The sequence below is a fragment of the Actinomadura montaniterrae genome, assembly GCF_008923365.1.
In the GTDB taxonomy this organism is placed as follows: Bacteria; Actinomycetota; Actinomycetes; order Streptosporangiales; family Streptosporangiaceae; genus Spirillospora; species Spirillospora montaniterrae.
In genome coordinates this window covers 1-15118 of record NZ_WBMR01000221.1, presented here as the reverse complement: position 1 = coordinate 15118, position 15118 = coordinate 1, and the positions used below count along the sequence as shown (strand labels likewise).

At 73.7% G+C, this 15118-nt stretch carries 13 protein-coding genes; 6 read left to right on the top strand and 7 right to left on the bottom strand.

Translation table 11 applies throughout. The annotated features are described in order from the left end of the window. On the bottom strand, positions 1 to 792 hold a 792-nt coding region (locus tag F9B16_RS41760), incomplete at its 3' end, for a lysophospholipid acyltransferase family protein (protein WP_151545798.1). Positions 793 to 837: 45 nt separating this feature from the next. Then, a complete protein-coding gene (locus F9B16_RS41755; RefSeq protein ID WP_151545797.1) occupies positions 838 to 1485 on the bottom strand; it encodes a class I SAM-dependent methyltransferase in 648 nt (215 codons plus the stop codon). A 65-nt stretch (positions 1486 to 1550) separates the two neighbouring features. Between F9B16_RS41755 and F9B16_RS41750 the strand changes: the two genes are divergently transcribed. Further along, positions 1551 to 2372: a TrmB family transcriptional regulator gene (locus tag F9B16_RS41750; protein WP_225992413.1), complete on the top strand. Its 822-nt coding sequence runs from the start codon at positions 1551 to 1553 to the stop codon at positions 2370 to 2372. A gap of 8 nt (positions 2373 to 2380) precedes the next feature. Here the strand turns inward: F9B16_RS41750 and F9B16_RS41745 are convergent, their stop codons facing one another. From F9B16_RS41745 to F9B16_RS41730, 4 genes are all read right to left on the bottom strand, one after another. Then, positions 2381 to 3490 carry a carboxylate-amine ligase gene (locus tag F9B16_RS41745; protein ID WP_151545796.1) on the bottom strand — a complete coding sequence of 370 codons (1110 nt, stop codon included), beginning with the start codon at positions 3488 to 3490 and terminating at the stop codon, positions 2381 to 2383. Between the two features lie 113 nt (positions 3491 to 3603). Next, positions 3604 to 4371: a methyltransferase domain-containing protein gene (locus F9B16_RS41740; protein ID WP_151545795.1), complete on the bottom strand. Its 768-nt coding sequence runs from the start codon at positions 4369 to 4371 to the stop codon at positions 3604 to 3606. Between the two features lie 39 nt (positions 4372 to 4410). Next, on the bottom strand, positions 4411 to 5190 hold the full coding sequence (locus tag F9B16_RS41735) for an alpha/beta fold hydrolase (protein WP_151545794.1): 780 nt from the start codon (positions 5188 to 5190) through the stop codon (positions 4411 to 4413). 82 nt (positions 5191 to 5272) lie between these two features. Next, complete coding sequence (locus F9B16_RS41730) at positions 5273 to 6904, bottom strand: PucR family transcriptional regulator (RefSeq protein WP_151545793.1); 1632 nt, start codon at positions 6902 to 6904, stop codon at positions 5273 to 5275. Between the two features lie 172 nt (positions 6905 to 7076). Between F9B16_RS41730 and F9B16_RS41725 the strand changes: the two genes are divergently transcribed. Both F9B16_RS41725 and F9B16_RS41720 read left to right on the top strand, forming a co-directional pair. Further along, positions 7077 to 8408 carry an aspartate aminotransferase family protein gene (locus tag F9B16_RS41725; protein ID WP_151545792.1) on the top strand — a complete coding sequence of 444 codons (1332 nt, stop codon included), beginning with the start codon at positions 7077 to 7079 and terminating at the stop codon, positions 8406 to 8408. Further along, positions 8408 to 9913, top strand: coding sequence for a CoA-acylating methylmalonate-semialdehyde dehydrogenase (locus tag F9B16_RS41720; protein WP_151545791.1), 1506 nt, complete (start codon positions 8408 to 8410; stop codon positions 9911 to 9913). Before F9B16_RS41725 ends, F9B16_RS41720 begins: the two co-directional genes overlap by 1 nt. Here the strand turns inward: F9B16_RS41720 and F9B16_RS41715 are convergent. Beyond that, complete coding sequence (locus F9B16_RS41715; protein ID WP_151545790.1) at positions 9849 to 11348, bottom strand: phospholipid carrier-dependent glycosyltransferase; 1500 nt, start codon at positions 11346 to 11348, stop codon at positions 9849 to 9851. The genes F9B16_RS41720 and F9B16_RS41715 overlap by 65 nt on opposite strands. Positions 11349 to 11818: 470 nt before the next feature. Between F9B16_RS41715 and F9B16_RS41710 the strand changes: the two genes are divergently transcribed. From F9B16_RS41710 to F9B16_RS41695, 3 genes are all read left to right on the top strand, one after another. Beyond that, positions 11819 to 12163: a hypothetical protein gene (locus F9B16_RS41710; RefSeq protein WP_151545789.1), complete on the top strand. Its 345-nt coding sequence runs from the start codon at positions 11819 to 11821 to the stop codon at positions 12161 to 12163. A gap of 402 nt (positions 12164 to 12565) precedes the next feature. Then, the gene (locus F9B16_RS41705; protein WP_225992412.1) at positions 12566 to 13828 is read left to right on the top strand and encodes an extracellular solute-binding protein; all 1263 of its coding nucleotides are present in this window, start codon (positions 12566 to 12568) and stop codon (positions 13826 to 13828) included. Between the two features lie 1110 nt (positions 13829 to 14938). Beyond that, the coding region (locus F9B16_RS41695; RefSeq protein ID WP_225992411.1) for a hypothetical protein at positions 14939 to 15118 on the top strand (180 nt) is incomplete at its 3' end.

The window sequence follows — 15118 nt, the reverse complement described above, 5'->3', positions numbered from 1 at the left end:
GTCGTCGCGCTGCTCGGCGCGCAGCCCGAGGATGATCTCCTCGACGGCCTTGCGGGTCAGGTCGCGCACCTCGGTGACCGCCCGGTCGTCGTCGGCGCGGCCGGCCCACAGCGCCGTGTCGATCGGCTCGCCGAAGCCGAAGTAGAGCCGCTGCGGGCGCGGGATCGGCGTCGGCCCGACGCCGCGCGAAACCGGCATCAGCACGTCGTCGCGCATGCCGCGCTCGCCGAGGACGGCGCGGCCGAGCAGCCGGGCCGGGGCGAGCAGCGGGCTGCCCGGATCCAGCACGGTGGTGAACATCTCCTCCACCCCCACCGACCCGAACGGGATGATCGGGCAGCCCGCCTCCACGGCGAGGCGCGCGAAGCCCAGCCGGCCCTCCCACTGCAGCCGGTACCGGTCGGCGCGGTCGCGCGTCGCCTCCCGCGCGCCCCCGGGGAACACCACGACCATCTGCCCGTCCCGCAGCAGGGCGCGGCAGTTGTCGCGCGTCCCGTCGACCGAGCCGCCCATGTCCATCACGGTGCGCCAGCCCGGGATCCGCCAATGCGCGTGGTCGGCCAGCGACCGCACCCACACCCCGCGCCGCCGGTGGATCTCGAAGAAGATCAGCGGCGCGTCGACCACCCCGTACACCGTGTGGTTCCCGACCAGCAGCGCCGGACCCGTCTCGGGCACGTTCTCCATGCCGTGGAAGACGGGCGAGGTGTACGCGCGCCACGGCTCGAGCGCCAGGCTCGCGGCGCGGATCAGCGCGCCGGACGGCGGGGTCCAGTCGAGTGGGGAGGCCATGGCGCCGATCGTAAGGCAGGCCGACCCCCGCTCCTGACCCAAGGGTCAGTGAACGCTTACAACGCCCTCCGCATAGAACGAGTCCACCGCCGGCTGCCCGGTGTAGTTCGGCCCGGCCTGGTCATCGGCCCCCAGGTAGCGATAGGGAAGCCGCACCCCCCGCCCTCCCCGCAGGGAGATGCGGCGGCGCCGCCCGTCATAGCGGAAGCCGGCCTCGCGGAGCGCCGCCACCAGCCGCCGCCCGCCCGGCGACCCGTCCGCGAGCCGGACGCTCGCCACGTCGAAGCTCGCCGCGAGCAGCCCGTTCGGGGTCAGCCATGAAGCGGCCCGCGCCAGGACGCGCAGCTTGTCGCCGACGTAGTGCAGCCCGTGCACGCACGTGATCAGGTCGTACGGCTCGTCGGGCGCCCACTCCGCGACGGACGCGGTGACGAGCCGCACGGCCCTCGCCTCGGGCAGGAAGTGGTCGGTCAGGTCGACGCCCGTGATGCGCGCGTCCGGGCGTTGCGCGGCTGCCTCGGCCAGCGCGCGGCCCGCGCCGCAGCACAGGTCCAGCCAGGCGCCGCCGAGCTCGGTGAGCACGTCGATCCCGAGCTCCCGCCCGTACGACCTCAGGGTGCGCTCCCGGTTCATGGCGCAGTTGGCCACCACCGGAGACCTCTCCAGCGTCATGTCGTCCAGCCGCCGTTCCATGCCCGGATTCTGACACCGCGCGCGGTCCGGCGACGGGGGACGCTCGGAGAACTACCATTGCGGCGGTGAGCGCGCGGGACGTCCTTGAGCATCTGCAGCGGCTCGGCATGTCCGGATACGAGGCGAAGGCGTACGTGGCCCTCGTCGGGGCGGGCAGGCCGGTCAACGGTTACGAGGTGGCGAAGCGCTCCGGGGTCCCGCGCAGCACCGTCTACGAGACGCTCGGCAAGCTGGTGGCGCGAGGCGCCGCCTACGAGCTGCGGGGGTCGTCCGACGCGACCGAATACCTGCCGCTGCCACCTGAGGCGCTCCTCGACCGGATGCGGCGGGAGTTCGACGGGTCGGTCGCCGTGCTGCGGTCGGCGCTGCCGGCCGTGGCGGCGGCCCCGGAGGGCCACCTGATCCACGGGCTGAAGGACGCCGAGGCCATGCTGGACCGGGCGGAGGACGTGATCGCCGGGGCCCGGCGCGGCCTGGTCATGTCGGTGTGGCCGGAGGAGATGGCGCGGCTGCGGGCGGCCGTCGTCGACGCCGCCGGGCGGGACGTCGAGGTGTCGGTGGTCTCGTTCGGCGAGGATCCGTTCGGCGGGGACGGGACGGGGGCCGTCTATCGGCACCGGTACTCCGCGCCCGAGGCCGTCCTGGAGGATCTGGGGTACCGGCTCCTCGTGGTCGTCGGAGACCGGCGGGAGGCCGTCGTCGGCGGGTTCGGCGAGGGCGCGGCGTGGGGGATCTACACGGCGGACCCGGCGGTCGCGCTGATGGCGGCCGAGTACGTGCGGCAGGACATCGCCCTGCAGATCCTCGCGGACCGGGTCGGCGCCGAGGAGATCGACCGGCTGTTCGCCACCGATCCGGGACTCCTGCGCCTCCTCGGCCGCTCCTGACCCCGCGTTCAGGCGGTGGTGTGGCCGACGGCGTCGGCGACGACGGCGGTCACGTCGCGCGTGCGGGAGTACACGGCGCGTTGCAGCTGGGCGCCGTTGCCGCGCTCCAGGAGGCCGTGCAGGAGCCGGGTGGCGGTCTCCAGGTCGCCCGCGCGGTCGAGCGCCGGGCCGAGATGCTCCAGCAGCGCGCGGACCACCTCGTGGACGGGCGCCGCGCGGCGGGTCGCGGGGTGCACGAGGTCCTCGCGCAGCCCGGACCGTCCGGCCCGCCACATCGCCAGCCGCATCAGGTCGGCGCGGACGGGGTCGGGCGGCTCGCCGGCGTGCCACGACTCGGCGGCGGTGTCGACCATGGCCCGGACGAGGGCGGCCATGAGCACCGCGTCGTCGGCGCGCATGCACACGTCGGGGACGCGGATCTCCACGGTGGGGTAGCGGCGGGACAGCCGCGCGTCGTAGTAGATCATCCCCTCGTCGACGAGCGCGCCGGTGGCCAGCAGCGCCTCGACGGTCGCGCGGTAGGCCTTCGCGGAGCCGAACAGCTCGGTGGGGCCGCTGGACGGCCACCGCCCCCACACCTGGTGCCGCCAGCTGTCGTAGCCGGTGTCGGCGCCCTGCCAGAACGGGGAGTTGGCGCTGAGGGCGAGCAGCGGCGGCAGCCAGGGCCGGATCCGGTCGAGGACGGCGACGCCCTCGTCCGGCGACGCGACGCCCACGTGGACGTGGCAGCCGCAGGTGAGCTGCTCGTCGGCGGTGGCCCCGTAGGTGTCCGACATGCGCCGGTAGCGGTGCGACGGGGACAGCGACGGGCGGACGGTGACCGGGGAGGTCGCGAGGGCGGCGACCGTGATGCCGACGCCCGCCGCGGCCTGCGCCGCCGCCTGCCGCGCCGACCTGACGTGCGCGGACACCTCGTCGAGGGTGCTGCAGACCGGGGTGCAGATCTCCAGCTGCTCGCGCTGCAGTTCGCATTCCAGCGGTTCGGAGCGCCGGCCGCCGTTGAACAGGACCTCGGCGTGCCGGCGGGCGTACTGGACGACGGAGCCGGAGACGGCCTGCGGCACGCCGCTGACGGGGTCGACGAGGAGCAGCTCCTCTTCCACCCCGAAGGTGCGCATACCCGCCGAACTGCGAAGTGTCACTAGATGGTTGTGCCCTCAGCGCACTGAAGTACCTCCTCCGGGTGACACCCGGACGGCCGGAGGCGGCGTGAAGCGGCCAGGGGAGCGGGCTAGCGGACGGCTCCGGGTTCTGCCTGCGCGAGGACGATGATGAACGAGGCCGTGACCATGACCGGACCGCGGTCCAGATGGTCCAGCCAGCGGCGGGCGGCGTCCCGGTCCAGGTGGCCCGCGTCGACGGCGCGGCCGGTGTTGCGGCGCAGCCCGAACACGTGTTCGGCCGTGGCTGGATCGCGGAACACCGGCGCCGCGTTCAGCACCGACCGGACCGCGAACCCGGCCGCCTCCGCCAGCCGCGGGATCTGCCGTCCCATCGCCCGGTTCCGGTTGGCGTTCTCGGCGACGAACCTGGTGAACGCGAGGCTCGTCTCCAGGTCGGGGTGGTCGATCGCGAGGGTGTGCCAGTCGGGTTCGGCGAGCGCCAGCAGCCCGCCCGGCCGCAGGACGCGGCAGAGCTCGCCGAGGGCGCGGGACGGGTCGTCCAGGTGCATCATCACCCGGTCCATCCGGGCCCGGTCCACGGCGCCGGCGTCCAGGGGGAGGGCGTGCGCGTCGGCCCGCTCCACCCGGACGCCGGGCAGGTCCGCGGTGCGGCGGCGCGCCTCGTCCGCCATGGCCGGGTCGTGGTCGACGCCGATCACGGTGCCCGACGGCCCGGCCGCGGACGCGAGGGCGGCCAGGTCGGTGCCGGGCCCGCAGCCGGCGTCCAGCACCGTGTGGCCGGGCTCGATGGCGAGGGCCTCCAGCATGTGGCGCTTGTAGGCGCCGGCCACGTCCGTCGCGGCGACCCGGTCGAGGTAGTCGATGCTCGCTGCCATGCGGTGATCAAACCAGCCGGATGTGGAGAGAGTGTGCGCTCACGGTGCGAGCCATGTGCGCAGCAGCGCGCCGGTCTCCTCCAGGCGGTCGATGTAGAGCATGTGGCCGGACTCGATCTCGCTGATCGTCAGGCCGGGGCCGAGGGCGGCGCGGCAGTCCACGACGAACTCGGGGCGCACCAGGTCGGCGAGCGTCGCGATCACCAGGTGGGTCGGCAGGTCGGCGGGCGGCGGGACGTGCGGGCGCGCCATCTCCGAGTACGCCGTCACGATCGCGGCCGGCTCGTACCGCCAGCGGGTGCGCCCGTCCGGGCCGTGCTCCAGGTGCTCGCCGACCTCGTCGTTCACGGTCTCCTCGGACGCCAGGGACCACCGCGCCACCAGCGACGCCCGCGCCTCGACGGCGTCCGCGAACGACACCGCGGCCATGTATCCGCGGGCGTTCCGCGCGGCCTCCGCCGGGTCGAGGCCGATCGCCGGGTCCAGCAGGACGAGCCGCCGCACCCGGTGCGGCGCGGTCCGTGCCAGATGCACCGCGATCATGCCGCCGTAGGAGTGCCCGACGAGGTCGGCCTGGTCGAGGCCCTCGGCGTCCATGACCGCGAGGACGTCCTCGACGTGCTGCTCGACGCCCCACGGCGGCTCGTGCGGGGAGCGGCCGTGCCCGCGCAGGTCGGGCGCGAGGGTGTACCGGTCCGCGAGGTGCCGCTCGGCCGTCCGCCGCCACCGGGCCCCGTGCCCCGTGACGCCGTGCAGCGCCACCAGCGGCGCCCCCGATGGATCTCCGTACCGATGAACATGCAACGCCGCGTCCGTCATGCTGGAAAGCGTAAACGCGGAGTAAGCCCCGGGCTCCCCGTTCGCCGATCGGCCGCCGCCGATCTCCGGTGCCCCGCGCCGGTCAGGAGCGTTCCCAGCGGACGGAGCTGAGCGCGAGCAGCGCGACGTGGAAGGACACGCACGACTCGACGTCGTCGAGGTCGGCGTCCAGGACCCGCTCGATGCGGCGGAGCCGCTCGTAGAAGGCCGGACGCGACAGGTGGGCCTGCTGCGCCGCGACGGCCTTGTTCCGCCCCGACTCGAGGTACAGCTCCAGGATGCGGGTGAGGTCGCTGCCGCGCTGCGCGTCGTACTCCAGCAGCGGGCCGAGTTCCCGCTCGACGAACGTCTGGACGCGGGCGTCGTCGCGCAGCAGGTGCAGCAGGCCGCGCAGCCGCAGGTCGGGCAGCCGGTAGAACAGCCGGCCGCCGGAGCCGCGGGCGGCGACGTCGGCGACCTGCTCGGCCTCCAGGAACGAGCGGCGGACGTCCCGGATCGTCTCCACGACGGACCCGGCGGCCATCACGGTGTCGCCGCCGGACTGCTTGCGGATCCGGGTGGCGACGTCGGTGAGCGCGGTCTCGGCGTCCGCGCGGGCGGGCAGCGAGGCCAGCACGCCGACCCGGGCCTGCGGGCCGCCCTCGTCCAGCACGCCGACGAGGGCGGGCAGGCGGGCGTCCTTGCAGGCGGCGGCGGCCGTCTCGGCGAGCGCCGACAGCTCCCCGACGGGCGGCGCGGACCCCCGCCCCGCGTGCGCGGACCCGCGGTTCCGCAGCACGGCCCCGAGCAGCCGCCGCCCGGACAGCGGCACGCCGAGCGCGCGGGCGCGGGCGGCGGCCTCCTGGGGGTCGGAGTAGGCGTGCGCGAGGATCCGGGCGATGATCGTCCCGTGCGCCTGCCGCTCGACGCTCTCGGCGTGCCGGTCCAGCAGCCGGCCGAGCGCGAGGGTGGTCGCGGCCCGCTCGATCAGCACGGTCTCGCGCGGCGACGGCGGCGAGCCGAGCACGATGATCAGCCGTCCCCAGTCCTCGCCGCGGGCGCCGACCGTGGTGACGAGCCAGCCGGACGCGGTGTCGTAGCCGGTGCGGGTCCGCGGCCGGACGGCGCGCGAGCGGGTCTCCCACGCCGACAGCAGCTCGGCGGGGTCGCGGCCGTCGGCGTCGGCGGCCAGCACGCGGTGCGACAGGTTCTCCAGCACCACCGGGTGCCCGCCGATCGCGGCGACCTGCCGGACGACCTCGTCGGTGGAGGCGCCCTCCACCGACAGCTGGGTGAAGATCTCGTGCAGCTGCTCGGAGGCGCGCAGCTCGGCGAACTGCTCCTGGACGATCCGGGCGTGCACGGACTCGGTGATGTCGACGAACGCCGGCTCGTGCGCCAGCACGACCACCGGGAGGCCGAGGTCCTCGGCGGCGGCGACCAGCGCCGCGGGCGGGCTGCTGGCGTACCGCCGGCCGAGTTCGATCATCAGGCCGCTGACGCCGACCTCCGCGAGGTCGGCGATGTAGGCGCGCAGCCGGTCCGGCTCGTCGGGCAGCGCGATGCCGGTGGTGAGCACCAGCTCGCCGCCGTGCAGCAGGTGCGCGATGTCGGTGACCTCGGCGACGTGCACCCAGCGGACGAGGTTGCCGGTGCGGTCGGCGCCGGCGACGACGCGCGGCTGCCCGCGGCGGACCGCGTCGAGCTGGAGGACGTCGTCGAGTGTGGGCAGCATCGCCCGCGATGATATCCGACAGCCTGTCAACGGGGATGACCACGAGGTTTACAGGGTGTAGGCGTCCGGGGGAGGCGCCGGGGGACGCCGCGTTCCACTCCGTCAACCGGCGGGCCGGTGTCGTGACACTCTGCCGCTGGCCCCGCGGTTCCGCCGGAACGAGACTTGGGCCATGTCGGAACACGCGAACCTGCTCCGGCGCCACAGGGCGGTCATGCCGTCCTGGATGGCGCTCAACTACCAGGACCCCATCGAGATCGTCGGCGGCAAGGGAAACCGCGTGACCGACGCCGAGGGCGAGACCTACCTCGACTTCTTCACGGGCATCCTCACCAACATGATCGGGTACGACGTGCCCGAGGTGCGGGAGGCGGTGGAGCGGCAGCTCGCCACCGGCGTCGTGCACACCTCCACCGCCTACCTGCTGCGCGGCCAGGTCGAGCTGGCGGAGAAGATCGCCCGGCTGTCCGGCATCCCGGACGCGAAGGTGTTCTTCGCCAACTCCGGCACCGAGGCCAACGAGACGGCGCTGCTGCTGGCGGCGTACGCGCGGCGCAGCGACCAGGTCCTCGCGATGCGGCAGAGCTACCACGGCCGCTCGTTCGGCGCGACCGGCATCACCGGCAACCGGGCCTGGACGAACCTGTCCTACTCGCCGCTGAACGTCCACTTCCTGCACGGCGCCGACCGCCACCTCCCGCAGTTCGCCGGCATGTCCGACGAGGCGTACGTCGACGCGTGCGTGCAGGACCTGCGGCACGTCCTCGCGACCGCGACCGGCGGCGACGTCGCCGCGCTGATCGCGGAGCCGATCCAGGGCGTCGGCGGGTTCACGATGGCGCCGGACGGCCTGTTCGCCGCCTACAAGGAGGTCCTCGACGAGGCGGGCATCCTGTTCATCTCCGACGAGGTGCAGACCGCGTGGGGCCGGACGGGCCAGGGCTTCTGGGGCATCGACAACCACGGCGTGACGCCCGACATGATGACGTTCGCCAAGGGCCTCGGCAACGGGTTCGCGGTCGGCGGCGTCGTCGCGCGCGGCGAGCTGATGGACGCGCTCCACGCCGTCGGGCTCTCCACGTTCGGCGGGAACCCGATCTCGATGGCTGCGGCGAACGCGACCCTCGACTACGTCCTGGACCACGACCTGCAGGCCAACGCCGCCAAGCAGGGCGCGACGATCATCGGGGGCCTGCGGGACGCGTCGGCGCGGTTCCCGGTCGTCAAGGACGTCCGCGGCAAGGGCCTGATGTTCGCGATCGAGCTCGCGGACCCGGAGACCGGCGAGCCGAGCTCGCCGCTGGCCGCCGCGCTGATGGAGGCGGCCCGCGAGCGGGGGCTGCTGGTCGGCAAGGGCGGCCTGTACGGCAACGTGGTGCGCATGGCCCCGCCCCTCACCCTGACCGACGCCGAGGCCCTCGAAGGCCTGGGCATCCTGATCGCCTCGCTGGAGTCCGTGACCGCGGACGCCGCCGCGAAGGCCGCGACCGGAAAGACCGCCTGATGACCGAGACCAAGCACATCACCCACTGGATCGGCGGCAAGCCGTTCGACGGGGACGCCACCCGGCGCGGCGACGTCTACGAACCCGCGACCGGACGCGTCGCCGGGCACGTCGACTTCGCGTCCGCCGCCGAGGTGGACGCCGCCGTCGCCGCCGCGAAGGCCGCGTTCCCCGGCTGGCGGGACGCGTCCCTGTCCAAGCGGACGTCCGTGCTGTTCCGGTTCCGCGAACTGGTCGCCGCGCACCGCGACGAGCTGGCCGCGCTGATCTCCGCCGAGCACGGCAAGGTGCTGTCGGACGCGGCGGGCGAGGTCGCGCGCGGCCTGGAGGTCGTGGAGTTCGCCTGCGGCATCCCGCACCTGCTCAAGGGCGGGTTCTCGGAGAACGTGTCCACGAAGGTGGACGCCTACTCGATCCTGCAGCCGCTCGGCGTCGTCGCCGGGATCACCCCGTTCAACTTCCCGGCGATGGTGCCGATGTGGATGTTCCCGGTGGCGATCGCGTGCGGGAACACGTTCGTGCTCAAGCCGTCGGAGAAGGACCCGTCGGCGTCGGTGCGGATCGCGGAGCTGTGGGCCGAGGCGGGCCTGCCGGACGGGGTGTTCAACGTCGTCCACGGCGACAAGGCCGCGGTGGACGGGCTGCTGCACCACCCGGACGTGAAGGCCGTCAGCTTCGTCGGCTCAACGCCGATCGCGCGGTACATCTACGAGACGGCGGCGGCGAACGGCAAGCGGGTGCAGGCGCTCGGCGGCGCGAAGAACCACATGCTGGTGCTGCCGGACGCCGACCTGGACCTCGCCGCGGACGCGGCGGTGTCGGCGGGCTTCGGCTCGGCGGGCGAGCGCTGCATGGCGATCTCCGTCGTGGTCGCCGTCGACCCGGTCGGCGACGAGCTGATGGCGAAGATCCGCGAGCGGGTCGCCAAGCTCAAGATCGGCCCCGGCGACCACCCCGAGTCGGAGATGGGCCCGCTGGTCACCGGGGCGCACCGCGACAAGGTCGCCTCCTACCTCGACAGCGGCGTCGCGCAGGGCGCCACCCTCGCGATCGACGGCCGCGAGACGCCGGTGCTCGGCGGCGCGGGCGGCGGGTTCTGGCTCGGCCCGACCGTCCTCGACCACGTCACCCCGGAGATGGACGCCTACAAGGACGAGATCTTCGGCCCGGTGCTCGCGGTCGTGCGGGCCGGCTCGTACGAGGAGGCCATGGAGCTGATCTCGGCGAACCCGTACGGCAACGGCACCGCGATCTTCACCAACGACGGCGGGGCCGCGCGCCGCTTCCAGAACGAGGTGGAGGTCGGCATGGTCGGGATCAACGTGCCGATCCCGGTGCCGATGGCGTACTACTCGTTCGGCGGCTGGAAGGACTCGCTGTTCGGCGACAGCCACGCGCACGGCATGGAGGGCGTCCACTTCTACACGCGCACCAAGGCCGTCACGGCACGCTGGCTCGATCCTTCTCACGGCGGCGTGAACCTCGGGTTCCCCACCAACGGCTGACGGCCCCCGCGCCCGCGCGATCGGTCTCCGCGCCCGTGCGATCGGTCTCCGCGTCCGCGCCGTCGGCGTCTGCGTCCGCGCGATCGGCGTCCGCGCGACCGGTCTCCGCACCGGCCGCGCGGGCGCGGACCGCCGACAGGCCGAGGCCCACGGCGAGGCAGGCGAACGGCACCGCCGGCACGACGTAGCGGTAGTCGAAGTCGGCGCTGGCGATGGGGAACAGCAGCAGCGTCGCCGCCGTCCCCCACACCATCAGGACCTCGCGCCGCCGCCCGCGGGCCGCCACGACGGCGACGGCGCCGAGCCCGAACACGGCGCCGATCGCCGGTCCCGGCAGGAACCAGCGCTCCTGGTAGCCGATCATGCGGTTCGCGTACGGCTGGACGACCTCGCTCGGAGCGCCCGTCCGGCCGTACCGCATCGCGTCCGCGAGCACGGTGCCCGGCGCGCCGGGCCCGGCGGCGTAGGCGACGCCGCTCGGGAACAGCTGCGGGCGGTCGGGGAAGTGGTAGAGCCGCTCGGTCGTCGAGTTCGGGTAGCGGTACCGGTGCGGGCTGAAGGCGCGCCCGACGCCCTCGCCGACCGCCTCCAGGTAGTCGCCGGGCTGCGCCAGGATCGCCCGGATGGAGAAGTCGCGCAGCGTGCTGTTCGCCTCCGGGGTCACCACGGGTGACATGAGCAGCCGGGGCGGGATGTCGCCGCGCCAGATCAGGTGGCCGGGCGCCTCGCGCCGCTCCTCGGCCCCCGGGGGCAGGCACAGGGCCGCCTCGTCGGGCGGCGGGCGCATCTTCGCGCAGTCGGCGAACCCGGCCGTCCGCCCCCACAGGTAGATGCCGTCGGACGTGGTGAGCGCGTACGTGCCGCGCTCCGCGTGGAACCACAGCGCGTACGCGACGAGCGGGACCGCGGCGGCCGCGCCGAACGCCAGCGCCGGACGCCACCCGCGCCGCCACAGCAGCAGGCACACCAGCACGACCGGGACCAGCGGCGCGCCCGCCGACCGGACGAGCACCGCGTAGCCGAGCAGCAGGCCGGCGGCCAGGGCCGCCCACCACGGCGGGGCCCGCCCGTCGCGGACGCGCCAGAGCAGCAGCGTCAGCGCGCCGGTGATCAGGAACATGAACAGCGTCTCGGACATCAGCAGGTGTTCGAGCTCGATCTGGTACGCGTCGTACAGCACGGGCAGCGTGACCAGGGCGGACGCCCAGGCGGGCAGCCCGGCGCGGCACAGCACCGCGTACGCCGTCACCGCGACCGCGAGGCCCATGAGGTGCTGGACGACCACGACGGCGGTCAGGCTGTGCAGCGGCTCCAGCAGCCGCAGCAGGAACGAGTACCCGAGCGTCTTGCTCGGCGCCGGCGCGGGCCGCAGCGCGTAGCCGACGTAGAAGTACGAGTCGCCGGTGAACCACAGGCCGTGCGGGTAGGCGAGCACCGCCGTCCAGCGCAGCGCGGCACCGCCCGCGAGCGCGAGAACGAACGGTGCGTGGCGGAGATACCGACGAAACGCCCAGATAGCATTAAATGGCGCAAAAAGCCTTGACGGCACGCGGGACCGCCTCGCGGTGCTCGATGTCGGAACGCTGGTCCGGCCACGCTAGCCGCGGCCGGTGACGCCGCGGTGAACGCGGGATTGCGGCCCGTGACCCGCCCCGGCCTCGCCCGGCGCGAACCGGCAGGCCGGGCCCGGTGTCCGGTACTTTCCCACGGCCGTGGATTTCCGTCGTTGATTTCCGTCCGGGCCGTGCCGACGAATAATGGCTCCACCCATTGACGCGCTCTGTGGCGGGCGACACAATCGCACTGTCAATTAAAAGGAGCGAAATTAAAAGTCAGGCTCCGGAGTCAGAACGGGATCCGGCGTTCCGGTGACCGGTGGGACGGGACGAGCAGGAGAGCCGCGCTATGACCGCTGACGACCATGCCGCGGAGGTCGACGCGCTCGGCCGTCGGTTCCCCGGCTGGACGATCTGGTTCGGGCCGTTCACCCGGCACTGGTGGGCGCTCCCGCCCCGCGAACGCGACCTCGGCGACTTCCTCGAGGCCGACACCCCGCAGACGCTCATCGCTCGGATCGAGGTGGTCAAGCACACCGCACCCAGGCTCACCCCCGACGACGGCCTCCGGCCGTCCCGCGACCCCCGGCAGAGCGCGCGGCGTCCCTCGAATCTCCTCCGTCTCGAGGGCGTCACACCGCCGCCGCTGCGCCGGGCGCCGGTGATCGCGTGGCCAGGCAGCACTGCAAGGTGATCCGCTGTTCCCCAACCTCGCCACGTCCACCGGCATCGCCGCGGCCCCGGGAAGGGCGGCAGCCCGCGCCACATCCCTCTCCAGCAACCTCCGTGTGGCGCGGACACCGGCACCCGCCGCCCTCCCGGGGCCGTGTCGTTTCCGTATACGGACCGAAAATGATTTTATGAATGGCCCGGCATAGCCGGGTCGGGCGCACCGTCCGGATGTGCGTCCGGAGTCGCGATCTTCTGTAATAGCCCGGCTTCGCGGCACGAGTCGGAAGAGCGGCCACCGGAAACCAGCGAATGGCTTGCCGGTGGCGCCCCGCACCGTCGCGAATGGCGGCGGGACCGCGTTCCCGCCGGCGGCCCGGGCGGGGCGGGCACCGCCCCGCGGTGCCGGAGGCGCTACGCTGCGCCGATGGGTCCGTCCGCGACGGGGGACGGCTCTGCGGAGGGGATCGGGAGCGACATGCGGCGGAGGGCCGGCCGGCGGACGGGCGGCGGGAGGCTGGCGGCGCTGGCGGCGGCCGCGGCCGTGGCGGCCGCGGGCCTCGGCGCGTGCAGCGACGAGAACCCCGCACCGGTCGGCGTCGCGAAGGTGGCGAGCACCCTCGGCCCCGGTGAGGGCGGCCTCAACCTGCTCGCGCTGCCGGGCTCGGTGGAGAGCGGCACCACCGACCCGCGGGTCGACTGGGTCACCCCCTTCCAGGAGCGCACCGGCTGCAAGGTCGGCGTGAAGCTGGTCAAGACCCCGCAGGAGATGTACGACCTCATGCGCGACAAGGGCCGGCGCTACGACGGCGTCGCCGCGCCGCCGGAGGTCGCCGGCCGCCTCGTCGCCGAGAACCAGGTCACCGCGGTCAACACCAGCCTCGTGGACGGCTACAAGAAGCTGGAGCCGAAGCTGCGCGGCCTGCTGAAGCAGGACGGCAAGTACTACGGCGTCCCGTACGTCTGGGGCGCGAACCTCCTCATGTACGACACCCGGACCGTGCAGCCGCCGGCGAGCTGGTCCGCGCTGTTCGACCCCGAGCAGGCCCGCCGCTACTCCGGCAAGCTGATCGTGCGCGACAGCCCGCTGTCGATCGCGGAGGCCGCGCTCTACCTCAAGGGCCACGACCGCAAGCTCAAGATCGGCGACCCGTACTCGCTGTCGCCCCGCCAGCTCGCCGCCGCCGGCCGCGTCCTCGCCCGGCAGCGCCCGCACGTGCTGAAGTACTGGGAGCAGCCCGCCGACGCGATCAGCGCGTTCGCCGGCGGAGCGGCCGTGCTCGGCGAGGCGGGCCCCTACCAGGTGGACGTGCTGGACCGCGCGGGCAAGCCCGTCCAGGCCGCCGAGCCGTCCGAGGGCCTCACCGGCTGGATGGACGCCTGGATGATCGGCGCCCGCGTCCAGCATCCGAACTGCATGTACCAGTGGCTGCAGTGGACGGCGTCCCCGGACGTCCAGCAGCAGGTGGCCGAGTGGACCGGCGTCGCCCCCGCCAACCCGCAGGCGTGCTCGGGCGACCGCCTCCGCGCGGGCTTCTGCGGCGCCTTCCACGTCGGCGACCGCGACTACATCGACAAGATCATGTTCGCGCACGCCCCCACCCGCGTCTGCGGCGGCAAGTCCAAGAAGACCGACTGCACCGACTACGCCGAGTGGACCAAGACCTGGATCGAATCCACCCAGGCCTGAAGCGCCCAAACCCAAGCCGCCCCAACGCAACCACCCCACCCCCGCACAGCGCCCCAAGCCGCCCCAACGCAACCACCGCAGACGTGTGCAGCGACCCGAGCCGCCCTGACGCGACCGCCGCAGACGTGTGCAGCGACCTCAGCCGCCCTGATGCGACCGCCGCAGACGTGCGCAGCGACCCAAGCCGCCCTGACGCGACCGCCGCAGACGTGCGCAGCGACCCAAGCCGCCCTGACGCGACCGCCGCAGACGTGCGCAGCAACCCGAGCCGCCCTGATACGACCGCCGTAGACGTGCGCAGCGACCTCAGCCGCCCTGACGCGACCGACCCCAGGTGTTTCGGTGACCTCAGCCGCCCTAACGCAGCAAGCTGAGCCCGCACGCGAGCGCGCTATCTGACCGCTGGGGGGCGAAGCCGAAGGCGAGCCCCCCAGCGGGAAGCTCGCGAAGCGAGTTCGCGCTCGCCCAAGATCGGTCAAGGGGCGAGCCGCCAGGCGAGCCCCTTGGGCCGAGCTTGAATTAAATAGGGCGCGCCCGACCGCCCCCAGTCGGGCGCGCCTCTCGGGTGGTCCCGGGCGTCCCCCCGAAGGCCCGGGTCACCCTTCTCCCTGGAGAGACCTCCATGACGACGGCGTCCAGGGCCGTCGTCCGCGCGGCGGCCGGGTCTTCGACCGGCCGGCCAGCGTTCGTGAGCGGCTCCCTCGGGCCCCGCGGTGTGCGGGGTGCCGGCGGGGCGGGTGCGCAGTCGTCGCACGCGAACACCCCGGACGAGTCCGGCAGGCGGCCGACGCGTACGCGTGGCCGGGGCCATTTCTTGCGGCAGACGACGCAGGCGTCGCCGAGGCGCTGAGCGGGGCTCAGCGTTCCCGGGTCGAACGTCGGCTCGCCCGTCTGGCCCATGTCCCCATCCCCCTTGCGGGAGTCGAATCACGTCACTCCTTTATAGGCGGGGACGGGTGTTGTCCCTGCTAGTGAAGGTGAAAGGGGCGGCAAAGGCTCGCGCGGCGGCGTCCCGTTCATGATCATCGAGGGTTAACGGGGAGGTGGTCCATACGATCTTCGAGCGAGGGCTTTGCCGTCTTTTGGTGAGCTATTGCGTACAAAGGAGACATGTCGGTCCGGATCGCCGTGCCGCGCGTCCGGCCGCAGCGCCCGCGGTCCGAGCGGGCCCGCGCGACGCTGGCTGTGGCGGGCGTCGCCGGCGCCCTTGCGGTCGCGGTGATGGCGGCCGCGGCCGTGCTCGCCCTGCTCGCGGACGTCCGCCGGGCCGCCGTGCTCGCCGGCGCCATG